Origin of the sequence: Marinobacter sp. (assembly GCF_040882185.1) — a bacterium.
Taxonomy (GTDB): Bacteria; Pseudomonadota; Gammaproteobacteria; order Pseudomonadales; family Oleiphilaceae; genus Marinobacter.
This window is the reverse complement of record NZ_JBBEBW010000032.1, coordinates 160,166-182,965: the sequence shown is the minus strand read 5'-3', so window position 1 is coordinate 182,965 and position 22,800 is coordinate 160,166. Positions and strand designations below refer to the sequence as shown.

The 22,800-nt window shown below is 54.0% G+C and carries 21 protein-coding genes and 1 tRNA gene; 19 read left to right on the top strand and 3 right to left on the bottom strand.

Features of this window, described 5'->3' with window-relative positions:
• Nucleotides 1-44: 44 nt before the first annotated feature.
• Entirely contained in the window at nt 45-479 is a 435-nt protein-coding gene (locus WEB64_RS15880; protein ID WP_368060500.1) for a type II toxin-antitoxin system RatA family toxin, read from the top strand.
• A 23-nt stretch (nt 480-502) separates the two neighbouring features.
• Entirely contained in the window at nt 503-793 is a 291-nt protein-coding gene (locus tag WEB64_RS15875) for an RnfH family protein (protein WP_368060502.1), read from the top strand.
• Here the strand turns inward: WEB64_RS15875 and WEB64_RS15870 are convergent.
• A complete protein-coding gene (locus WEB64_RS15870) occupies nt 787-1,116 on the bottom strand; it encodes an outer membrane protein assembly factor BamE (protein WP_368060504.1) in 330 nt (109 codons plus the stop codon). The two genes, WEB64_RS15875 and WEB64_RS15870, sit on opposite strands and share 7 nt — an antisense overlap.
• Before the next feature lie 121 nt (nt 1,117-1,237).
• On the opposite strand from WEB64_RS15870, the gene fur reads away from it, so the two are divergent.
• On the top strand, nt 1,238-1,648 hold the full coding sequence (fur, locus tag WEB64_RS15865) for a ferric iron uptake transcriptional regulator (protein WP_368060506.1): 411 nt from the start codon (nt 1,238-1,240) through the stop codon (nt 1,646-1,648).
• 104 nt (nt 1,649-1,752) lie between these two features.
• On the opposite strand, the gene recN is transcribed toward fur, so the two are convergent.
• The gene (gene recN, locus WEB64_RS15860) at nt 1,753-3,432 is read right to left on the bottom strand and encodes a DNA repair protein RecN (RefSeq protein ID WP_368060508.1); all 1,680 of its coding nucleotides are present in this window, start codon (nt 3,430-3,432) and stop codon (nt 1,753-1,755) included.
• 219 nt (nt 3,433-3,651) lie between these two features.
• Between recN and grpE the strand changes: the two genes are divergently transcribed.
• The 7 genes from grpE (at nt 3,652) to greA (ending at nt 13,576) form a co-directional block, all read left to right on the top strand.
• On the top strand, nt 3,652-4,281 hold the full coding sequence (gene grpE / locus WEB64_RS15855) for a nucleotide exchange factor GrpE (protein ID WP_368060510.1): 630 nt from the start codon (nt 3,652-3,654) through the stop codon (nt 4,279-4,281).
• A 102-nt stretch (nt 4,282-4,383) separates the two neighbouring features.
• Nucleotides 4,384-6,309, top strand: coding sequence for a molecular chaperone DnaK (gene dnaK / locus WEB64_RS15850; protein ID WP_368060512.1), 1,926 nt, complete (start codon nt 4,384-4,386; stop codon nt 6,307-6,309).
• A 171-nt stretch (nt 6,310-6,480) separates the two neighbouring features.
• Nucleotides 6,481-7,611 carry a molecular chaperone DnaJ gene (gene dnaJ / locus WEB64_RS15845; protein ID WP_368060514.1) on the top strand — a complete coding sequence of 377 codons (1,131 nt, stop codon included), beginning with the start codon at nt 6,481-6,483 and terminating at the stop codon, nt 7,609-7,611.
• 11 nt (nt 7,612-7,622) lie between these two features.
• Nucleotides 7,623-8,423 (top strand): 4-hydroxy-tetrahydrodipicolinate reductase, encoded by an 801-nt coding sequence (gene dapB, locus WEB64_RS15840; RefSeq protein ID WP_368060516.1) that lies wholly within the window; start codon nt 7,623-7,625, stop codon nt 8,421-8,423.
• A 245-nt stretch (nt 8,424-8,668) separates the two neighbouring features.
• Nucleotides 8,669-9,799, top strand: coding sequence for a glutamine-hydrolyzing carbamoyl-phosphate synthase small subunit (gene carA, locus WEB64_RS15835; RefSeq protein ID WP_368060518.1), 1,131 nt, complete (start codon nt 8,669-8,671; stop codon nt 9,797-9,799).
• 76 nt (nt 9,800-9,875) lie between these two features.
• Nucleotides 9,876-13,091 (top strand): carbamoyl-phosphate synthase large subunit, encoded by a 3,216-nt coding sequence (gene carB, locus WEB64_RS15830; RefSeq protein ID WP_368060520.1) that lies wholly within the window; start codon nt 9,876-9,878, stop codon nt 13,089-13,091.
• Between the two features lie 5 nt (nt 13,092-13,096).
• The gene (greA, locus tag WEB64_RS15825) at nt 13,097-13,576 is read left to right on the top strand and encodes a transcription elongation factor GreA (protein ID WP_368060522.1); all 480 of its coding nucleotides are present in this window, start codon (nt 13,097-13,099) and stop codon (nt 13,574-13,576) included.
• A gap of 76 nt (nt 13,577-13,652) precedes the next feature.
• On the opposite strand, the gene yhbY is transcribed toward greA, so the two are convergent.
• Nucleotides 13,653-13,961, bottom strand: coding sequence for a ribosome assembly RNA-binding protein YhbY (gene yhbY, locus WEB64_RS15820; protein ID WP_368060524.1), 309 nt, complete (start codon nt 13,959-13,961; stop codon nt 13,653-13,655).
• Between the two features lie 158 nt (nt 13,962-14,119).
• Here yhbY and rlmE point away from each other — a divergent pair, with 158 nt between their 5' ends.
• The 9 genes from rlmE to nusA all read left to right on the top strand — a co-directional run bounded on the left by rlmE (nt 14,120) and on the right by nusA (nt 22,785).
• Nucleotides 14,120-14,740 carry a 23S rRNA (uridine(2552)-2'-O)-methyltransferase RlmE gene (gene rlmE, locus WEB64_RS15815; RefSeq protein ID WP_368060526.1) on the top strand — a complete coding sequence of 207 codons (621 nt, stop codon included), beginning with the start codon at nt 14,120-14,122 and terminating at the stop codon, nt 14,738-14,740.
• Nucleotides 14,741-14,866: 126 nt separating this feature from the next.
• Nucleotides 14,867-16,807 carry an ATP-dependent zinc metalloprotease FtsH gene (gene ftsH / locus WEB64_RS15810; RefSeq protein ID WP_368060826.1) on the top strand — a complete coding sequence of 647 codons (1,941 nt, stop codon included), beginning with the start codon at nt 14,867-14,869 and terminating at the stop codon, nt 16,805-16,807.
• A 131-nt stretch (nt 16,808-16,938) separates the two neighbouring features.
• Complete coding sequence (folP, locus tag WEB64_RS15805) at nt 16,939-17,772, top strand: dihydropteroate synthase (protein ID WP_368060528.1); 834 nt, start codon at nt 16,939-16,941, stop codon at nt 17,770-17,772.
• Nucleotides 17,769-19,112 (top strand): phosphoglucosamine mutase, encoded by a 1,344-nt coding sequence (gene glmM, locus WEB64_RS15800; RefSeq protein ID WP_368060530.1) that lies wholly within the window; start codon nt 17,769-17,771, stop codon nt 19,110-19,112. The genes folP and glmM overlap by 4 nt, the downstream gene beginning before the upstream one ends.
• 63 nt (nt 19,113-19,175) lie before the next feature.
• Nucleotides 19,176-19,925, top strand: a complete 750-nt coding sequence (gene tpiA / locus WEB64_RS15795; RefSeq protein ID WP_368060532.1) for a triose-phosphate isomerase — start codon at nt 19,176-19,178, stop codon at nt 19,923-19,925.
• 42 nt (nt 19,926-19,967) lie between these two features.
• Nucleotides 19,968-20,345 carry a preprotein translocase subunit SecG gene (gene secG / locus WEB64_RS15790; protein WP_368060534.1) on the top strand — a complete coding sequence of 126 codons (378 nt, stop codon included), beginning with the start codon at nt 19,968-19,970 and terminating at the stop codon, nt 20,343-20,345.
• A gap of 8 nt (nt 20,346-20,353) precedes the next feature.
• Nucleotides 20,354-20,438, top strand: a tRNA-Leu gene (locus WEB64_RS15785).
• Nucleotides 20,439-20,787: 349 nt separating this feature from the next.
• Entirely contained in the window at nt 20,788-21,249 is a 462-nt protein-coding gene (gene rimP / locus WEB64_RS15780) for a ribosome maturation factor RimP (protein WP_368060536.1), read from the top strand.
• Between the two features lie 42 nt (nt 21,250-21,291).
• Nucleotides 21,292-22,785: a transcription termination factor NusA gene (nusA, locus tag WEB64_RS15775; RefSeq protein WP_368060538.1), complete on the top strand. Its 1,494-nt coding sequence runs from the start codon at nt 21,292-21,294 to the stop codon at nt 22,783-22,785.
• Nucleotides 22,786-22,800: the final 15 nt, after the last annotated feature.

Here is a 22,800-nt window from a genome sequence, read left to right as displayed (position 1 = left end):
CTCGCTGCTCTTATATTGCCCTTGTACAGGAAAACCAGCCCTCTATGGCCCATCAGATTGATAAAAGTGCATTGGTCATGCACTCCGCCGAGCGGATGTATGCGCTGGTAAATGATATTCCCCGTTACCCGGAGTTCCTGCCGTGGTGCGCCTCTACCGAGGTTCATCAACAGGATGACTCTGAAATTACCGCTTCGCTCGAAGTTGCCCGTGGCGGCATTCGGCAGCGGCTGACTACCAAGAACCAGCTCATGGCTCCGAAGACGATCAAAATGAAACTTGTTGATGGGCCCTTTCAGAGCCTTCGGGGAACCTGGCATTTTCACTCGTTGGCGGATGACGCCTGCAAGGTAATATTGCAGTTGGAGTTTGAGTTTTCCGGTGCACTTTCACGGATGACTTTTGGCCCGGTATTTAGCCAAGCGGCAAATACCATGGTAGATGCTTTCTGTCGCCGTGCAGATGAACTGTATAAGTAACGTTTTCGGGCAGGTGAAAAGCAATGCTAGTCGAAGTGGCTTACGCAAAACCGGAGAAACAGCAGATACTCAGAGTGGAGGTTCATGAGGGAGCCACCGCATTCGAGGCTGCGATGCAATCCGGTATTGTTTCGGTTTTCCCTGAAATTGATCTTGAGACCGTGGATATGGGCATTTTTGGCAAAGTGGTAAAGGCCCCGAAAGCCCATGAGCTCAGGGACGGCGACCGGGTAGAGCTTTATCGGCCGCTGAAGATTGACCCCAAGCAGGCGCGTTTAAACCGAGCAAGAAAAAAGCCTGACGCTTCTCAGTAGGCGGGCGTCTCTTCAAGCAGTTGGGCTTCGTAATTGATGAAGGTATCGTTCTCATAGTAAACGATCACCTGTTGTTCTTTGATTTCACCACCACTCCGTTGGAACGTGTACGTGTAGTACTCACGGCTCGGGTCGACCGGATTCAGCATAATAGGCGATCCCAGTACTGACCGAACCTGCTGCCGTGTCATGCCTTTTTCGAGCTGGGTGAGCTCGTCCTCAGACAGGATAGTGCCTTGTTGCACATTGATTTTATATACGCCAGGGAAGGAGCAGCCAGCGAGAACAATGGCGGTAAGCAGAAGTGTCGCAAGCTTTTGCATCAGTGGGGAAAATCCTCTATCTTTGAATCGCCTGCCAAGGGCAGGTGTGACACGGGTTAACCGGCTTTAGTGATCGCTATGATACCGGAAGCCAAGGGTACACCAAAGAGCGAATAGCATCATGTCATCTGAAAACGTCGAATTACGCAAGGTAGGTCTGAAGGTAACGCTGCCCAGGGTGAAGATTTTCAATATTCTGGAAAACTCCGATAATCATCACCTCAGTGCCGAAGATGTCTACAAGAGGCTTCTGGAGCAGGGTGACGATGTTGGTCTGGCCACTGTTTACCGGGTGTTGACTCAATTTGAGGCGGCAGGACTGGTTCTTCGTCACAATTTCGAAGGTGGGCACGCGGTATTTGAGATGGCGGGTGATGATCACCACGACCATATGGTGTGCATGCAGACCGGGAAAGTCGTGGAATTCTGTGATCCGGTGATTGAAGAGCGTCAACAGAAAATTGCAGAAGAGCACGGCTTTGAGATTGTTGACCACAGCCTGATTCTTTACGTTAAGCCCCGAAAGTCCTGAGCCCTGCCTGTATCAGCGTTATAAAAACCACCAAAAAAAGGGTAGGCCCGAAGGCCTACCCGAAAATCTCTCAGGGTCGAGAGGGGAAAGTGAAATCGAATCGTTTAGTGATGGGTTGCCTGGCCCTTGCTAAACATTTCCTGGGCATGGGCAATGGTTTGCTCAGTCATGTCTACGCCGCCCAGCATCCTGGCAACTTCCGTTATGCGACCAGTGTCATCCAGAGTTTCGATTTTGGAGAACGTGGCATCTTTTTCCGTAAACTTGCTGACAAACAGGTGCTGATGACACTGGGCTGCGACTTGCGGTAGGTGGGTGACGCAAAGCACTTGGCCGCCTGACCCCAAGGTACGCAGCAGCCGACCCACGACTTCGGCTGTGCCGCCGCCAATGCCCACGTCCACTTCATCAAATACCAGGGTCGGGGTGGTAGATGTTTGTGCCACCACAACCTGAATGGCCAGGCTGATGCGCGAAAGTTCGCCACCCGAGGCTACCTTGGCGAGCGGTCTTGCTGGTTGGCCGGGGTTAGCGCTGACCAGAAACTCGATATCCTCGTAGCCCTGGGGTGAAGGATCGGCATCCGTCTGCGTGTTCAGATGAGTGATAAACTGAACAGCTGGCATGTTTAGCTGAACCAGTTCAGCCGCTATTTTTTGGTCAAGTTCACCAGCCGCGCTATGTCGAAGAGCTGATAGTTCATTGGCCAATTCACGATAGGCATCGAGCTGCCCCGCCAGCTCTTCTTCCAGTTTTTCGATGCTACCCTCACCCTGGTCAAGCGAAGCAAGCTCCTCTGACAGGTGTTGGTGAAGTTCAGGCAATTCCTCGGGATGAATACGATGCTTCCGGGCCATCTGGTAGATCGCACTCAAACGCTCCTCCACATCTGCGAGGCGTTGGGGGTCGGCATCATAGTCTTCGATAAAATGGCGGAGGTTGTCACCCGCTTCAGTTAATTGAATGTAGGCTTCATTCAGCATCTGAAGGGTTTCTGACAAGGCGGCTACCTCTACCGGCAACTGCTCCAGTTGGGTCAGCGCCTGCCTGACCATGTGGGCGGCATTGGTTTCATCTTCGGTGCAGAGCAGGGCCGCCTGCTGGCTCCGTTGCAGTACATCATTAGCATGACTTAGTTGGGCCTGTTCTTCTTCGAGACGGGTTTGTTCATCTACTTCAAGCGCAAGGCGATCAAGTTCTTCAACCTGGTACCGGAGCAATTGTAATCGCGCTTCGGCTTCATCGGCATTGTGCTGGCGTTGGGTGAGGCGGCTACGGGTCTTGTGCCAGTCTTTCCAGGCGGCTTTAACAGCTGGCGCCAGGGCCTCAGCTCCGGCGAATTCATCAAGCAGCTTGCGGTGCGTGTCTTTCTGAAGCAGTGACTGGTGCTGATGTTGGCTATGTATGTCCATCAAGTTGCTGCCCAGTTCCCGCAAGTGACTAAGCGGGCAGGGCTGACCATTAATGTAGGCGCGCGAGCGACCGTCTTTGCTGATCACACGACGAAGAATGCAGTGGGCATCATCATCAAGATCGTTCTGACACAACCAGCCGATGGCCTCAGGAATATGGGTGACATCAAAACTGGCCGTAATGTCAGCTCGTTTGGCCCCGTGCCGCACCGCGCCAGCATCCGCGCGACCACCCATCACCAACCCCAGCGCGTCCAGCACTATGGATTTACCCGCGCCGGTTTCGCCGGTGAGAGCCGTCATGCCTCCACTGAACTGCAGTTCGACCCGTTCTGCGATGGCGTAGTTGGATACCGTCAGTTGTGTGAGCATGCCGTTCTCCTTCGGTGTGCATCGTGCTCGTCGTTTTAGTAACAGCACTGTTTTTACGTACAGTATATGTGAATATATACAGTGTTTTCCATGTTTGCAAATCATCGCTTTGTGATTTGTATGAGGTTGAAACCGGACTAACCGGCCCCATATCCGACACCAAGTTATTAAAGATGGCCGGCGGTCGCCGGTTCAACATGATTTGAGCAGGAGTAATTCATGAGCGCGGACGAAAATCGCCACGACGATCCGGAGAAAGAGCTGAGAGACGCCATCAACGAACAGCCAGTGGACCAGCCCGAACAGTCGCCCAAGCAGCAGCCCGGGCAACAGGAAGAGCCGACTGAGCTGACGAAAGACGAAGTTGAGGCTCTGCGAGGTCAGGTGCAGGAGTATCAGGAACAGATGCTCCGGACTCATGCCGAAATGCAGAATGTGCGTCGCCGGGCCGAGATCGACGTTGAGAAGGCGCATAAATTTGCAGTCGAGAAGTTCGTCAAGGAGCTATTGCCGGTTGCCGACAGTCTCGAGAAAGCTGTTGAAAATACAGAAGGCAAGGAAGTGGACAGCGAGTTGGTCGCAACGATCCGTGAAGGCGCTGAGATGACGCTCAATCTGTTCATGAACAGTCTCAGGAAATTCAATGTTGCTCAGATTGATCCGGTCGGAGAGCCGTTTGATCCCCAGTTGCACGAAGCCATGTCCATGGTGCCTTCACCCAATGCTGAGCCCAACAGTGTAGTAGCCGTAGTTCAGAAGGGTTACACCCTGAATGAGCGGCTGGTACGACCAGCAATGGTAGTGGTCGCAAAGGCTCAGGATGCACCAAAAATCGATGAGCAGGCTTGAAAAGCCAAATGCGGCGCCAATATATGCACTAAACGGCGCACAAGCTGAACAGAATAAATCGTAAGCCCAAAACCAGATTGAACAACGAATTGGAGTGAATCAATGAGCAAGATTATCGGTATTGACCTGGGTACAACCAACTCCTGTGTTGCCATCATGGATGGAGACAAGGTCAAAGTTATTGAAAACGCGGAAGGTGATCGTACCACGCCGTCCATTGTTGCTTATACCGAAGATGGCGAGATACTGGTCGGGCAATCAGCCAAGCGTCAGGCGGTGACCAACCCTCACAACACACTTTATGCCATCAAGCGTCTTATCGGCCGTCGTTTTGAAGACAGCGTTGTGCAAAAAGATATCAAGATGGTGCCTTACAAGATATCCAAGGCTGATAATGGCGATGCGTGGGTTGAGGTGAAGGGCGAGAAAATGGCGCCGCCGCAGGTGTCTGCTGAAATTCTCAAGAAGATGAAGAAGACAGCAGAAGATTATCTGGGCGAGAAAGTGACGGAAGCGGTCATTACCGTTCCTGCTTACTTCAACGACAGCCAGCGTCAGGCCACCAAAGACGCTGGTCGGATCGCCGGGCTGGATGTGAAGCGCATCATCAACGAGCCTACCGCTGCTGCCCTTGCCTACGGTATGGACAAGAAGAGCGGTGATCGAACAGTGGCTGTCTATGACCTGGGCGGTGGTACCTTCGATATTTCGATTATCGAAATCGCCGATGTCGATGGCGAGCACCAGTTTGAAGTGTTGGCCACGAATGGCGACACCTTCCTGGGTGGCGAAGACTTCGATATGAAAATCATCGAATACCTCGCCGACCAGTTCAAGAAAGACAGTGGGATCGATCTGCGTGGTGATTCCCTGGCAATGCAGCGTCTGAAGGAAGCGGCTGAAAAGGCGAAAATCGAGCTTTCAAGCAGCCAGCAAACCGACGTCAATCTGCCGTATGTCACAGCTGATGCCAGCGGTCCGAAGCACATGAATGTTAAGCTGACCCGTGCCAAGCTTGAATCACTGGTTGAAGAGCTGGTCGAACGTAGCCTGGCGCCTTGTAAGGTGGCGCTGGAAGACGCTGGCATGAAGAACAGCGAAATTGAGGAAGTGATTCTGGTCGGCGGCCAAACGCGGATGCCGATGGTGCAGGAAAAGGTAAAAGCCTTCTTCGGTAAGGAAGCCCGTAAAGACGTTAACCCTGATGAAGCCGTAGCAGTAGGTGCTGCAATTCAGGCCGCTGTGCTTTCAGGTGACGTCAAGGATGTTCTGCTGCTGGACGTGACACCATTGACCCTGGGTATCGAGACCATGGGTGGTGTTGCAACCCCGCTAATCGAAAAGAACACCACGATTCCGACCAAGAAGTCGCAGACTTTCTCTACTGCTGATGATAATCAGACTGCGGTCACCATCCACGTAGTGCAGGGTGAGCGTAAGCAAGCTACCCAGAATAAATCTCTGGGGCGCTTTGACCTGGCCGATATTCCGCCAGCTTCCCGTGGGGTTCCGCAGATCGAAGTCACCTTCGATATTGATGCCAACGGTATCCTGAACGTGTCTGCAAAAGACAAGGCAACTGGCAAAGAGCAGTCGATTGTCATCAAGGCATCTTCTGGTCTCAATGATGAAGAGATCGAGAAAATGGTTCGCGATGCTGAGGCGAATGCGGATGAAGACCGTAAATTCGAAGAGTTGGTCACTGTTCGCAACCAGGGCGACGCTATGGTCCACAGCGTTCGTAAGACGCTGACCGAAGCGGGTGACAAAGTCAGTGCGGAAGAGAGGGAAACAATTGAAGCGGCGATCAAGGACCTGGAAGAAGCTTTGACTGGCACCGACAAGGAAGCTATCGAAGCCAAGACTCAGAAGCTCACTGAAGCGTCCTCTGAAATGGCTCAGAAAATGTACGCGGACCAGGCCGAGCAGGCACAAAGTGCTGAGGGCCAGGGTGCGGAACAGGCTGAGACTAAAGACGACGCCGTTGATGCTGAGTTCGAAGAAGTAAAAGACGAAGACAAGCGCTAAACGAGGCGGTTGTCAGTCTGGAAAAACGCGGGGAGTCCTCCCCGCGTTTTCCGCGTTTTAAAGGATGCCCGCAGGGGATCCAGTGAGGCAGGGAAACCCTGCTTCGTCTTCGAATCAGAATGATGATGTTCCGGCTCCCCGCTGCCGGCACAAAAAAACAGGGTTTATAGCATGGCCAAGCGCGATTACTACGAAATTCTGGGTGTAGCCCGGGATGCGGATGAGAAGGAAGTAAAGCGAGCGTATCGTAAGCTTGCAATGAAGTATCACCCGGACCGAAATCCCGACGACGTGGACGCCGTAAACAAGTTCAAGGAAGCCAGTGAGGCTTACGAGGTGCTCTCGGATTCTTCGAAGCGCGGCGCCTATGACCAGTTCGGCCATGCGGGTGTGGATGGCCAGGCCGGTGGCGCTGGAGGTTTCGGTGGAGCCGGGGGTAGTTTCTCGGACATTTTTGGTGATGTGTTCGGTGATATCTTTGGCGGCGGCGGTCGTGGGCGTACGACCCGCGGAGCGGATCTTCGCTATACTCTGGAGCTCGATCTGGAAGAGGCCGTCAAGGGAACCACCGTCAAGATTCGCGTGCCGGGTCATGTTGAGTGCAATACCTGTGATGGCTCCGGAGCGGAGAAGGGCTCCCGTCCGGAGAGCTGCAGTACCTGTAATGGTATGGGGCAGGTGCGGATGCAGCAGGGTTTCTTCACGGTCCAGCAGGCCTGTCCGACCTGTCGGGGTTCCGGCCAGATCATCAAGAATCCCTGTAAGGTCTGTCGCGGCGCTGGCCGGATCGAGGAACAGAAAACGCTTTCTGTAAAAGTGCCGCCGGGCGTCGACACAGGTGATCGTATTCGGCTCACAGGTGAAGGCGAAATGGGCGTAGAGGGTGGCCCGGCTGGGGATCTTTATGTGCAAGTCGCGGTACGTGAGCACTCCATATTCACCCGGGATGGTCGAAATCTGTACTGTGAAGTGCCGATCAGCATTGTAGATGCCGCTCTGGGCGGTGAGCTTGAAGTGCCCACACTCGATGGCCGGGTCAAGCTGAAGATACCGACAGAGACCCAGACCGGAAAGCTTTTCCGCCTGAGAAATAAAGGTGTAGCGCCAGTGCGCGGTGGCCCGGCGGGCGATTTGTTGTGTCGGGTTATGGTGGAAACGCCTGTAAATCTGACCAAGCGCCAGAAAGAATTGCTCGGGGAATTCCAGGAAACGCTGGATGACGGAAATGGTAGCCAGCATGGGCCCAAGAAGACTTCCTGGTTTGAAGGTGTTAAAAGTTTTTTCGATGAAATGAAGTTCTGAGGATGGTCAACATGAGGGTAGCGATAACCGGAGCTGCAGGTCGCATGGGCAAAGTCCTGATAGAAGCGGTTCAGGATGCAACTGACGTTACCCTGGGAGCTGCCATCGTAAATCCGGACAGCTCATTGATTGGCGCCGACGCAGGGGAAGTGGCCGGTGTGGGTAGGCTCGGAGTGGCACTGGTTGGCAAGCTTTCTGAAGCGGTCGACGATTTTGATGTTCTCATCGATTTTACGTTCCCGGACCTGACTCTGGAGAATCTCTCCTTCTGCCAAGAGCATGGTAAGCAGATGGTGATTGGCACCACCGGCCTGACCGAGTCTGAAAAGCTTCAGCTTGGGGCCGCAAGTGAGACCGTTCCGGTTGTGTTTGCTCCTAATATGAGTGTCGGAGTCAATGTCGCGCTGAATCTGTTAAAAACAGCGGCCGAAGCCCTGGGTGACGATTACGATGTTGAAATCATCGAAACCCATCACCGCCACAAAAAAGATGCGCCTTCCGGCACGGCGGTTCGCATGGGAGAGGTTGTTGCAGATGCGCTAGGCCGGGACCTCAAGACCTGTGCGGTTTATGGTCGTGAGGGCTTCACCGGCGAGCGTTCGCGAACGGAAATAGGTTTTGAAACTGTCCGGGCCGGGGATGTTGTCGGTGATCATACCGTGCTGTTTGCAGGTATCGGTGAGCGGATTGAAATCACCCACAAGGCAAGCAGTCGGATGACCTTCGCCAAAGGTGCGGTGCGCGCCGCTCAGTGGCTGGCAGACAAGCCGGCAGGCCTCTACGACATGCAGGATGTGCTTTCGCTGAAGTAGCCCTGTTGTTGAACAGGACATTAGCCGTGGACACAGACCGCCCATTTTCCTACAATAAGGCGGTTTAACTGCACCAAGCGTAGCCTGAAAAGCTAGCATCGAAGAAGCGAGAGAGGTTTCAGTACCCCTCTCGCTTTTTTGCGACCTGAATTTGCGCTTGCGTTCCTGTTCGTGACGTTGGAGTCCGCTGTTTTGCGGGGCTCGATTCGGAACTGACGATACGCCACTCGATGAGGATACAAGCCTTGAGCACACCAGCAATCCTTGCACTCGCAGACGGCAGCCTGTTTTACGGTATCGCCATAGGCGCTGACGGAGAAACCAGCGGCGAGGTTGTCTTCAATACTGCCATGACCGGGTATCAGGAAATCCTGACCGACCCATCCTATTCGCGCCAGATCGTTACCCTGACCTATCCCCACATCGGCAACACCGGAGTTAACGAGGAAGACGTCGAGTCTGATCGTATCCAGGCCGCTGGTCTGGTTATTCGGGATCTGCCGTTGTTGGCCAGCAGCTGGCGCTCCACCAGTACGCTTGATCAATACCTGCGTGATGCCAATGTTGTCGGCATCGCCGATATTGATACTCGTCGGTTGACCCGCATTCTGCGGGACAAGGGTTCCCAGAGTGGTGCCATTGTGGCGGGGGCAGGCGCGACAGCCGAGCGGGCGCTCGAATTAGCTAAGGATTTTCCGGGCCTCAAAGGCATGGATCTGGCAAAAGAAGTCAGTGCGAACAGGGTATGGAAATGGGACCAGACCGAATGGGATCTGGATTCCGGCTATGGCCTTGGGCAACAAACGCGCTTCAAAGTGGTGGCCTGGGATTACGGTATCAAGTTCAATATCTTGCGCATGCTTGCATCCCGCGGCTGCGACGTCACCATTGTTCCAGCCACGACGCCTGCAGCAGATGTTCTGGCGATGTCGCCGGACGGTATCTTCCTGTCGAACGGGCCCGGTGATCCGGAGCCATGCGATTACGCCATCCAGGCAATCAAGGAAGTGCTCGAAACCGAAATTCCTGTGTTTGGTATCTGTCTCGGCCATCAGCTATTAGCCCTGGCGAGTGGTGGCAAAACGCTCAAGATGGGACATGGACATCACGGTGCCAACCATCCGGTTCAGAACCTCGCCACTGGTGAAGTAATGATCACCAGTCAGAACCACGGCTTTGCAGTGGACGAAACCAGCTTGCCAGACAATCTGGAAGCTACCTACAAGTCACTGTTTGATGGCACCCTGCAGGGCATCCGGCGTAAGGACAAGCCCGCCTTCAGTTTCCAGGGCCATCCGGAAGCAAGCCCGGGGCCCCACGACGTCGCGCCCCTGTTTGACGAGTTTGTCCGACTGATGGAAGAGCGAGCGGCCTGATTGCGGGTCTTCCACCATTCCACAGCCGCGTTATGCGCTGCATGAATTTATAGTTTGCTGACAGGTTTACAACGAAATGCCAAAGCGTACCGACATCAAAAGCGTTCTTATCCTGGGTGCCGGCCCCATCGTCATCGGTCAGGCTTGTGAGTTCGACTATTCCGGGGCTCAGGCCTGTAAAGCTCTCCGTGAGGAAGGGTTTCGCGTTATTCTGGTGAACTCGAATCCGGCGACTATCATGACCGACCCGGCGATGGCAGACGCTACCTATATTGAGCCGATCACCTGGAAAACCGTTGCCAAGATTATTGAACGGGAAAAGCCCGATGCGCTGCTGCCTACTATGGGCGGACAAACAGCTTTGAACTGCGCATTGGATCTCGAGAAGCACGGCGTACTGCAGGAGCACGGTGTCGAAATGATTGGTGCCAACGCGGACACCATCGATAAGGCTGAAGACCGTGATCGGTTTGACAAGGCTATGAAGGCCATTAACCTGGATACACCCAGGGCGTCGATGGCGCATTCCATGGCAGAAGCCTTCCAGGTGCTGGACAGCATTGGTTTCCCCTGTATTATCCGCCCGTCTTTCACCATGGGCGGGTCCGGTGGCGGTATCGCCTACAACCGCGATGAATTTGAAGAGATCTGTACCCGCGGCCTCGATTTGTCACCTACTAATGAACTGCTGATCGACGAGTCGCTGATCGGGTGGAAAGAGTACGAGATGGAAGTGGTGCGTGATCGTAACGACAACTGCATCATCATCTGTACGATCGAGAATTTCGATGCCATGGGTGTACACACTGGCGACTCCATCACCGTGGCCCCGGCTCAGACCCTGACCGACAAAGAATATCAGATCATGCGGAACGCCTCCCTGGCGGTTCTGCGCGAAATAGGTGTGGAAACTGGCGGTTCCAACGTCCAGTTCGGTATCAATCCGGAAAATGGTCGCATGGTGGTGATCGAGATGAACCCCAGGGTTTCCCGGTCATCGGCGCTGGCTTCCAAGGCGACCGGTTTTCCGATTGCCAAGGTCGCCGCCAAGTTAGCGGTGGGTTACACGCTGGATGAGCTCCAGAATGAAATCACCGGTGGGATTACGCCAGCGTCGTTTGAGCCCAGCATCGATTACGTTGTAACCAAAATTCCGCGTTTTACCTTTGAAAAATTTCCGCAAGCAGATGCCCGACTCACCACCCAAATGAAATCCGTGGGTGAAGTAATGGCTATTGGCCGCACGTTCCAGGAATCGGTCCAGAAAGCGTTGCGTGGTCTGGAAGTAGGCTCTGAAGGCTTTGAAGAAATGGTCGATGTTTCGACCAGAGACGGCTGTGAAAATCTCACCCGTGAACTCAACGTCCCTGGTGCCGAGCGGATCTGGTATATCGGCGATGCGTTTCGTAAGGGTATGTCGGTGGATGAAGTTTTCCAGCATACCAAGGTAGATCCGTGGTATTTGGCGCAGATCGAGGACCTGATTCGAGAGGAGGTCGAGCTCAAGACTGTCGGTAAGGCCGATATCGACTACAAAACCTTGTTCCGCCTGAAACGCAAAGGCTTTTCCGATGGTCGGATTGCGAAGCTGTTGGGCATCTCTGAGGTCAGCCTGCGCAAACTGCGGCATGAGTTGAATATCCGTCCGGTCTACAAGCGCGTTGATACCTGTGCGGCTGAGTTTGCCTCCTCCACAGCCTACCTGTATTCAACCTATGAGGAAGAGTGCGAGGCGGAGCCGACGAATCGAGAGAAGATCGTCGTGATTGGTGGTGGCCCGAACCGTATCGGTCAGGGCATTGAGTTCGATTATTGCTGTGTGCATGCGGCTCTGGCTATGCGGGAAGACGGCTATGAGACCATCATGATCAACTGCAACCCGGAAACGGTGTCGACGGACTACGATACCTCCGATCGCTTGTACTTCGAGCCGATAACCCTCGAAGACGTGCTGGAAATCATTCACGTCGAAAAGCCCAAAGGTGTGATCGTCCAGTACGGTGGCCAGACGCCTTTGAAGCTGGCCCGAGGTCTTGAAGCCGCTGGTGTACCTATCATTGGTACCAGTCCGGATGCGATCGACCGCGCTGAGGACCGGGAGCGGTTTCAGCAGATGATTACCCGGCTCAACCTGCTTCAGCCTGAGAACGCTACCGTGCGAAGCCAGGAGGAGGGGCTTCTGGCTGCCCGTGAGATTGGCTATCCTTTAGTGGTGCGTCCCTCCTACGTTTTGGGCGGGCGCGCAATGGAAATCGTCTATGACGAAGCCGAGCTTGTGCGCTATATGCGCAGCGCGGTGCTAGTCTCTAACGACAGCCCTGTATTGCTGGACCACTTTCTTAACGCCGCTATCGAGGTTGATATTGACGCCATTTGCGACGGCAAGGACGTGGTCATTGGGGGCATCATGCAGCACATCGAGCAAGCAGGGGTTCATTCCGGCGACTCGGCCTGTTCGCTTCCGCCTTATACCTTGCCGGCAGCCGTGCAGGACGAAATGCGGGAAACCGTTCGCAAGATGGCCCTGGAGCTCGATGTTGTTGGCCTGATGAACGTGCAGTTGGCATGGCAGGACGACAAGGTTTACGTTATTGAGGTGAACCCGCGAGCCTCTCGTACAGTTCCGTTCGTTTCGAAGGCCATCGGTGTCTCACTGGCGAAGGTGGCGGCGCGCTGCATGGCGGGAACTTCGTTGGTGGAGCAGAACTTCACCACGGAAATCATCCCCACTCACTTTGCGGTGAAAGAGTCCGTGTTTCCGTTCAGCAAGTTTCCTGCGGTGGATCCGATCCTTGGGCCGGAAATGAAGTCAACCGGCGAAGTGATGGGAATCGGTGACAGCTTTGATGAAGCATTTGCCAAGGCTGCACTGGCGGCGGGTGAGCGCTTACCGGTGCAGGGGACTGCCTTTATTTCAGTACGCGATGTGGATAAGCCTGGCGCGCTCAAAGTGGCCCGTGACTTGGTAGCCGCGGGTTTCAAGCTGATTGCCACGACCGGCACCGCGCAATCGTTACGCGCTGCGGGCATTGCCGTTGAGCGTGTCAACAAGATGCGTGAGGGTCGACCGCATATTGTTGATGCGATCAAGAATGATCAGATCCAGTTGATTATCAATACAACAGAAGGCCGCAAGGCAATATCGGATTCCGCGCAAATTCGCCAGTCCGCCTTGCAACGTAAAGTGGCCTATACAACAACGCTGGCGGGAGGCGAAGCTTTCTGCCGGGCAATTAATTTTGGGCCTGAGAGAACGGTGCGCCGGCTCCAGGAACTGCACGCAGGAAAGTGAACGTTATGACAACCCGAGTACCTATGACTGTTATTGGCGAAGCCAGCCTTCGGGAAGAGCTTAAGCAGCTCAAATCTGAGGATCGTCCGCGGGTAATTAAGGCAATTGCCACCGCCAGGGAACATGGCGATCTGAAAGAAAATGCTGAATATCATGCGGCGCGCGAGCAGCAGAGTTTTATTGAAGGGCGGATTCAGGAAATTGAATCCAAGCTGTCAGCGGCCCAAGTGATTGATGTCACTACTATCGAAAATACCGGCAAGGTTATTTTCGGGGTCACCGTGCACCTGTTGAACGTGGATACCGACGAGCAGGTCCACTACCAGATTTGCGGTGAAGATGAGTCGGATATCAAGGCTGGCAGGTTGTCTGTGTCCTCACCGATTGCCCGGGCCCTGATCGGTAAGAGTGAGGGCGACGTAGTGGCCATTCGCGTACCTTCCGGCACTGTCGAGTATGAGATTGAAGAAGTGGAGCACGTATAGACTCCGCCACCAGCACGAAAAAGCCAGCACAGGGCCCCCTGATATCGGCTTTTTTCTTTCCGCGCTCAGCGCTGACTCATTGCGTGCGTTGCAGGTTCGACAGTTTAGGGTTCGGTTTGGCAGCGCGACGCATAATCACCGCGATTTTACCGATACTCTGAACCAGTTGCGCGCCGGAGGCTTTGCAGAGCGCGTCGGTAAGTTCCTGCCGTTGTTCCCGATCCGGGCTGGCAATTTTAACTTTAATTAATTCGTGGTCATTCAGCGCCCGGTCAAGTTCCTGCTGAAGGTTCTCTGTCAGGCCCTTGTCGCCGATAATTACTACAGGCTTCAGGTTGTGGGCAATCGTCCGGTACTCGCGACGCTGTTCAGGCGACAGGCTCATAATTCAATCTCTTGATGATGGTTATTAGTAAATCGTCGGCGACATGCTGGTCGTCAGATCCGTATAATAGTCTGATTATATCAGAGTCGGCCGGTGGTTAAATTGTCGATACCACTTATGGTGACGTTCATTCAGAAATCCCTTGCTGGAGGTGTAGTTTGGCCCGTTCAAAGTCCAGCGACCGCTGGCTGAAGGAACATTTTGATGATGCCTGGGTCAAACAGTCACAAGCTGACGGCTACCGCTCCCGGGCCAGTTATAAGCTTATTGAGCTTGATAAGAAGGATCGGCTTTTTAGGCCTGGCCAGGTTGTCGTTGATTTGGGGGCGGCCCCCGGCGGCTGGTCCCAGGTAGCGGTTGAGCGGATTGGGGATGAGGGTGTGGTGATCGCCAGTGACATCTTGCCAATGGATCCAATCGCTGGGGTGCGCTTTGTGCAGGGTGACTTTACTGAGCAGGAAGTGCTGGATTCTTTGTTGAAATTGTTGGGAGATCGCCGTGCGGACGTTGTAATTTCAGATATGGCACCCAATATGAGTGGTATGGCTGCGGTAGATATTCCAAAAGCCATGGGTTTGATCGAACTGGCGTTGGATATGGCGCAACAAGTACTTACTCCTGGGGGTGTACTGGTGGCCAAAGTGTTTCAGGGCGAGGGTTTCGAATCATTGTTGGCGGCTATGCGTCAGTCGTTCAGCAGCGTGGTAAGTCGAAAGCCGGAGTCCTCCCGATCGCGCTCCCGGGAGATATATCAGGTCTGTAAAGGTTTCAAAGGTTGAGGCACGCCTTGGGGTCGATATGGATGGGCTGTTTCTGGTGGACAGACGTACAAGTAGTGTAAGGTGTCGAAAAAGGTCTGTCTGACACGCGACCTTTCAATTCACAGGTGACGATCCTTGAACGATATGGCAAAAAATCTGGTTTTATGGCTAATAATAGCCGCCGTGCTGCTGATGGTGTTTCAGAACTTCACACCGACAACCAGCGGTCAGCAAGTTAATTACTCGGAGTTCGTACAGATGGTCCAGCAGGGCCAGGTGCGGCAAGTCACTATTGATGGTCTTAAAATTCAGGGCACGTCAGGCGATAACAGCCGGTTCGAAACAATTCGTCCGCAGGTGCCTGATAACAAGCTGATGGATGATCTGCTGGCTAACGACGTTGAAATCGTCGGTAAAGAGCCGGAACGCCAGAGCATCTGGACGCAGCTCCTGGTGGCTGCCTTCCCGATACTCATTATTATTGCTCTGTTCGTCTTCTTTATGCGGCAGATGCAGGGCGGCGGCGGTGGCAAGGGACCAATGTCCTTTGGCAAAAGCAAGGCTCGCCTGATGAGCGAAGATCAGATCAAGACGACCTTCGCGGACGTTGCCGGTGTTGATGAGGCCAAGGAAGACGTCAAGGAGATCGTTGATTTTCTCCGCGATCCCAGCAAATTTCAGCGTCTCGGTGGTCGTATTCCGAAAGGGGTGTTGATGGTCGGCTCGCCCGGTACTGGTAAAACCCTGCTCGCCAAGGCTATTGCGGGTGAAGCCAAGGTGCCTTTCTTCTCAATTTCCGGTTCGGACTTCGTCGAGATGTTCGTGGGTGTGGGTGCGTCCCGGGTCCGGGATATGTTTGAGCAGGCCAAGAAGCAGAGCCCGTGCATTATCTTTATCGACGAGATTGACGCCGTTGGCCGCCATCGTGGTGCCGGTATGGGTGGTGGTCACGACGAGCGTGAGCAGACACTTAACCAGCTGCTGGTGGAAATGGACGGCTTTGAAGGCAACGAAGGCGTTATTGTCATTGCTGCTACCAACCGTCCGGATGTTCTTGATCCTGCGCTGCTTCGCCCGGGTCGTTTTGACCGGCAGGTTGTGGTCGGTTTGCCGGACATCATCGGTCGTGAGCAAATCCTTAAGGTGCATATGAAGAAGGTACCTTTGGCGGATGGTGTTGAGCCTGCACTGATAGCACGGGGCACACCTGGCTTTTCCGGTGCTGACCTGGCTAACCTGATTAACGAGGCCGCTTTGTTCGCAGCCCGTCGCAATCAGCGTCTGGTTACCATGGAAGAATTGGAGCTGGCGAAAGACAAGATCATGATGGGCGCTGAACGTAAGTCCATGGTGATGAATGAGAAAGAAAAATTGAACACCGCGTACCATGAATCCGGTCACGCAATCATCGGTCGCTTGATGCCTGAGCATGACCCGGTTTACAAGGTGAGTATCATTCCCCGGGGGCGGGCATTGGGTGTCACCATGTTCCTGCCAGAAGAGGACAAATACAGCCACAGCAAGCGCTTCCTGATTGGCCAGATCTGCAGTCTGTTTGGTGGTCGCCTGGCCGAAGAGCTTACGCTTGGTTTTGATGGGGTAACAACCGGCGCATCCAACGATATTGAGCGGGCCACAAAACTGGCTCGTAATATGGTTACCCGCTGGGGTCTCTCCGAAAAACTGGGGCCGTTGCAGTACGATACTGATGCTGAAGAGCCTTTCATTGGTCGTTCCGCCGGACAGGCCCAGACGATCTACTCGCCTGAAACTGCTCAGCGCATCGACGAAGAAGTTCGAAGCATTATTGATGAGTGTTACGAAAAAGCTCGTCAGTTGCTGGTAGATAACAGGGACAAGCTCGATGATATGGCCGACGCCCTGATGAAGTATGAAACCATCGACCGATTGCAGATTGACGACATTATGGAGGGGCGTACACCGCGTCCGCCCAAGGGTTGGAATGATAGCGGTCCCAGTGGTGGCGTGCCGGTTGAAGGATCGGGTGGTCAGGCTGCCCCTGATGGAACTCCGGATGACGGTCGCCCCACGGGAAGCGTTGGTCGCCCTGCCGGAGAGCATTAGCCAAACTTTCTGTCACGAGCCAAGCGGTGATTGTTGGCCAACTCAGTTGTGACAGTATCCAATAAGCGCCGCCCTTGAAACGGGCGGCGTTTTTTTTGCTATTTCTCCAGCCCAATTGGGGATTTCTGAATATGTTGATGAATTTTGCCGGACGATCTCTGGACCTTGCTCGCTGCCACGTGATGGGAATCCTTAACGTAACACCGGACTCATTTTCTGATGGGGGGCGTTTCAATCAACGAGATGCAGCTCTGGTGCAGGCGCGGCGAATGGTAAATGATGGTGCTGCGTTTGTGGATATCGGTGGCGAGTCCACCCGGCCGGGATCAGCCTCGATATCGGTTCAGGAAGAGCTCGACCGGGTATGTCCGGTTGTGGAGGCGATAGCGGCCGAGCTGGATACTGTCATCTCGGTAGATACCAGCACTCCCGAAGTAATGACAGAATCGGTACGCCTTGGGGCCAGCTTTATCAACGATGTGCGCGCGTTGCAACGTGATGGCGCTGTGAAGGCTGCGGTTGAGGCAGGTGTCCCGGTGTGCCTGACGCACATGAAAGGTCAGCCCGGTGACATGCAGGTTAAGCCGGAATACGACAATGTCAGCCGTGAGGTTGCCAGCTTTCTGATGTCACGTGTGCGCTTGGTTGAAGAGGCTGGCGTTCTGGCGCGTCATATCCTGCTGGATCCTGGTTTCGGATTTGGCAAGAACCTCAACCACAACCTCGAGTTGTTGGCTGGGTTGGCGCAGATGCGGGCATTGGGCTATCCGGTTCTGGTAGGGGTGTCACGGAAAAGTATGTTAGGTGAGATCACCGGGAGAGATGTTTCGGAAAGGTTGCCTGCTGGGCTCGCAGCCGCGACAATAGCGGCCATGAAAGGTGCATCCATTATTCGGGTTCACGATGTAAGGGAAACCGTTGATGCGGTCAAGGTCGTCGCGGCTATGGAAGAGGTGGTTCAATGACAGAGCGAAAATACTTTGGTACTGATGGCATTAGAGGCCGGGTTGGCGAGGCACCCATCACGCCTGACTTCATGCTCAAACTGGGTTGGGCAGCGGGCATGGCCTTCAAGCGCGACGGTCAACGCAACAGCGTATTAATCGGTAAAGATACCCGTTTATCCGGTTACATGTTTGAGAGCGCGCTGGAAGCGGGGCTCTCTGCCGCTGGCGTCGATGTAAAGCTGCTGGGGCCAATGCCAACTCCCGCTATCGCATACCTGACCCGAACCTTTCGGGCATCGGCGGGGATCGTGATCAGCGCGTCCCATAATCCGCACCACGATAATGGCATCAAGTTTTTCTCGGCTGCCGGGACGAAGCTTGACGATCACCTCGAGTCTGAAATTGAACGTTGGCTGAGTGAGCCGATCGTAGTTTGTGATTCGGGTGAGTTGGGCAAAGCGTTCCGGGTCGATGATGCACCGGGGCGCTATGTCGAATTCTGTAAAAGCACCGTGCCCAACGAATTTACGCTTGAAGGACTGAAGATCGTCCTTGATTGTGCGCATGGAGCGACTTATCACGTGGCTCCCAAAGTGTTCAGGGAGTTGGGAGCTAAAGTCTCTGTAATCGGTGCTGATCCGGACGGGCTGAATATCAATCTTAATGTCGGCTCCACGCATATGGAGTCGCTTCGTAATGCCGTTGCGGAGAAGAACGCCGATCTTGGTATCGCATTTGACGGCGATGGTGACCGAGTGCTGATGATTGATCGTGACGGCTCATATGTCGACGGCGATGAATTGCTCTTTATTATTGCCTCCCAGCGCAAAGCCGCAGGCACGTTGTCAGGGGGAGTGGTGGGCACGTTGATGACCAATCTTGGGGTTGAATTGGCGCTGCAGGATCAGGGTATTGCCTTCGAACGTGCAAAGGTTGGCGATCGTTATGTCATGGAGCAGTTGGTCAAAAATGGCTGGGTGCTGGGTGGCGAAGGGTCCGGCCATCTGGTTCTTCGGGATTGTACCTCTACGGGCGATGGTATCGTGTCTGCTCTTCAGGTACTGCTCGCGATCTGGCGTTCGGGAAAGTCTTTGGGTGAGCTCCGCCAGGCGATGACCAAACTGCCGCAGACCATGATCAACGTGCGCATCGCCGAGCGCTTTGATCCGCTCGCACGGGAAGACATTGTTGATGCAGTGTCTGCGGCAGAGCGTGAGCTCGGAAGTACCGGTCGAATCCTGTTGCGGGCTTCTGGCACCGAGCCGCTGATACGGGTTATGGCCGAAGGTCAGGATGCAGCCTTGATAGCGCGGATAGCCGAAGATCTTGCGGCTGTGGTTTCCAATTCCTCGGCCTGAATCCGGTTGTCTGATTGAATTGACTGCTGTATAGTTCCGCCTCCCGTGATTTATGGGGTTAAGATGCGACGTAAAATAGTAGCAGCAAACTGGAAAATGAACGGATCAGGGGGCTTTGCCAAGTCGCTGATTAGTGAATTGAAAGTTCAGCTTTCAGTGCTTGATAAAGATGTTGAGGTTGTTATTATTCCTCCCTCACTTTACGTTGCAGAGATCCGGCGTTTGATATCGGATGCCTCATTCACGGTTGGTATCCAGAATACTGCACAATGGGATCAAGGTGCCTACACTGGCGAGGTCTCAGCGAAAATGGCTGCCGATGTTGGTTGTGAGTATGTGCTTGTAGGGCACTCTGAGCGCAGACAGTTATTCGGTGAGTCTGATCAGGTTGTGGCGGATAAGGTTCAGCAGGTTTTGAAGTCCGGATTGGTTGCCTTGCTATGTATAGGCGAGACGCTTTCAGAGCGCCAGGCAGGTCAGGCAGAAGACGTTGTATCAAGGCAATTACAGGCAGCTTTGCAGAGTCTGGACAGCAATTCCTGGAATAAAGTAATGGTCGCCTATGAGCCGGTTTGGGCCATCGGGACCGGTAAGACGGCAACCGCGAAGGACGCCCAGGCAATGCATCTCCATATGAGAAACGTGCTGGGTTCAATGGGTGCTCCAGCTTCTGATGTTTCCCTCCTTTACGGAGGCAGCGTCAAACCTGATAATGCCCGCGAGCTGTTTGAGCAACCCGATATTGATGGCGGCCTGATTGGCGGGGCATCGCTGATAGCAGACGATTTCGTGAATATTTGTCGCGCGGTCTGACATTAAAGCCCTAAGTTTCAAGCGAGTTTTGAGAGATAATTTATGGATTGGATGGAAACACTGGTAGTCGTTGTGCATGTCGTGATCGCGGTGGCGCTGGTGGGTCTTGTTCTGATCCAGCACGGCAAAGGTGCGGATGCCGGTGCGGCTTTTGGAGGCGGCGGAGCCTCACAGACAGTATTCGGAAGTCAGGGCAGTGGCAGCTTTTTGACTCGGGCCACAACCCTTCTGGCGATCGTGTTTTTTGTGACGAGTTTTTCTCTGGCAATTTTTGCCAAGGAGCGCGCGGAAGTTGCTGGTCAGGCGGGTATTCCGATGGTTCAAGAATCGCCAGCGGCCGCAGATGAGGCGCCTGCCGGTGAAATGCGTTCCAGTGAAGACGAGAGCGGGGACGAGTCTTCTATCCCCGAGCTCGAGTGAAGTTTGTAGCCGATGTGGTGGAACTGGTAGACACGCTATCTTGAGGGGGTAGTGGCGAAAGCTGTGCCGGTTCGAGTCCGGCCATCGGCACCACTTTTGAAGAGCGGCTTGGAACACCCAAGCCGTTTTTTTTGGTCAGTCCTTGACCAGTATGGCTGGCGTCCTTATACTCCGGCGATTATTGCAGCGGGTTTTGGCGGTGCCAGATTCGCTCAAGACAGGCCAGGTGTCTGTCGGCAGGGGCTGTGGTAGAGGCACCTGCTAGTTCTTGCTACAAGGAGCCCCAAGGCAGATCGCGTTGAGTATTTCCAGCGCATCTGAGTGTCAGGGGCTTTTTGATTACGGGGCCTGGCGCAGCAGGCCCTGGTGCATGAAAAGGGCTGATAAACAGCCCTTTTTTTGTTTTTGGGGCAACCAAAATTGTTACGGAGACGTGAGCCACTTGTCAGCTAAGTTACAGCAACTTGAAACCATATTGCGTCCGGTTATAGAAGGCCTGGGGTATGAGTTCTGGGGTCTTGAATTTCGGTCTCAGGGCTACCAGTCCCTTCTCCGGGTATTTATTGACGATGCCGAGGATGGTATCGGGGTCGAAGACTGCGAAAAAGTCAGCCGTCAGGTCAGTGGTGTACTGGATGTAGAAGATCCGATCCAGTCCGAGTACACCCTTGAAGTCTCATCACCAGGTATGGACAGGCCGCTGTTTCGTCTCGAACAATACGAGGCATTTGTGGGCCATAACGTGCAGGTCCGTCTCCGTATGGCGTTCGAAGGACGCAGAAAGTTTCAGGGACTGCTCAAAGGTGTTGAGGATCAGGATGTTGTGGTTGTTGTCGATGACCATGAGTACCTGCTTCCATTCGATAGTATTGAGCGGGCAAACATCATTCCGGTTTTCGAGTAAATCGGTTGACTGCGAGTCTAAATTAAAGGGCAGGGCAATCTAATGAGTAAAGAGATTTTGCTGGTGGTTGAGGCCGTCTCGAACGAGAAGGGTGTCGATAAAGATGTTATTTTTGAGGCCATTGAATTGGCGCTCGCCACTGCCGCCAAAAAACGTTACGACGATGAAGAGGCTGATATCCGTGTTTCGATTGATCGACGCACCGGTGAATACGAAACCTTCCGTCGCTGGTTGATTGTAGATAACGATGCGGTGCCAGCGTTGGGTAGCGAACTCACCATGCAGGAAGCCGAAGAAATCGATAAAGCGCTTCAGCCAGGTGATACCCACGAAGAAAAGGTCGAGTCTGTCGCCTTTGGGCGGATTGGGGCCCAAGCAGCCAAACAGATCATTTTCCAGAAAGTTCGTGAAGCCGAACGGGCAAAGATCGTAGACAGCTATCGTGATCGGGTTCGTGAATTGGTATCCGGTACCGTCAAGAAGGTCACCCGCGATAATGTGATTGTCGATTTAGGGTCTAACGCGGAAGCGCTGTTGCCGAGGGATCAGTTAATTCCTCGTGAGACCTTCCGTATGGGCGACCGGGTAAGGTCTTTGCTGCTGGAAATCCGCACGGATCACCGGGGCCCCCAGTTGATCCTCAGTCGCACCAGTCCGGAAATGCTGATAGAGCTATTCCGCATTGAAGTGCCGGAAATTGCTGAAGAGCTGATTGAAATTCGCGGCGCCGCCCGTGATCCCGGCTCAAGGGCAAAAATCGCCGTCAAGACCAACGACCGCCGTATTGATCCGGTAGGCGCTTGTGTCGGCATGCGCGGTTCGCGTGTGCAGGCCGTATCTAATGAGCTCGGCGGTGAGCGAGTGGATATTGTGCTCTGGGACGACAATCCGGCACAACTGGTTATCAATGCAATGGCGCCAGCAGAAGTTGCTTCTATTGTCATGGACGAGGATGGCCACACGATGGAAGTTGCGGTCGCCGAAGACAATCTGGCGCAAGCGATTGGTCGCAATGGACAGAACGTTCGTTTGGCCAGTGAGCTGACCGGTTGGACGCTGAACGTAATGACGGAAGAAGAAGCGGGTGAGAAGCAGGAGCAGGAGCAGACTCGGTTGCTTGAGCATTTTACCAGTCACCTTGATGTCGATGAAGAATTTGCCGGTGTATTGATCGATGAAGGATTTACCTCCATTGAGGAAGTGGCCTATATACCGATGGAGGAAATGCTGGCAATCGACGGATTTGATGAAGATACGGTGACTGAGCTTCGTCGTCGCGCCAAGGATGCCTTGTTGAACCAGGCCCTGGCCAGTGAAGAAGCGCTTGAGGGCAGTGAGCCCGCAGAAGATTTGTTGACCATGGAGGGGATGGACCGTTCGCTGGCGTTCAAGCTGGCGGGCATGGGCATCCGGACCATGGAAGATCTTGCTGAGCAGTCTGTAGATGACTTGCTTGAAATTGACGGAATGGAACAAGAGCGTGCCGGTCAGCTTATCATGACAGCACGTGCCCCCTGGTTTCAGGACCAGGCTTAATCGGGAGGAGGACCA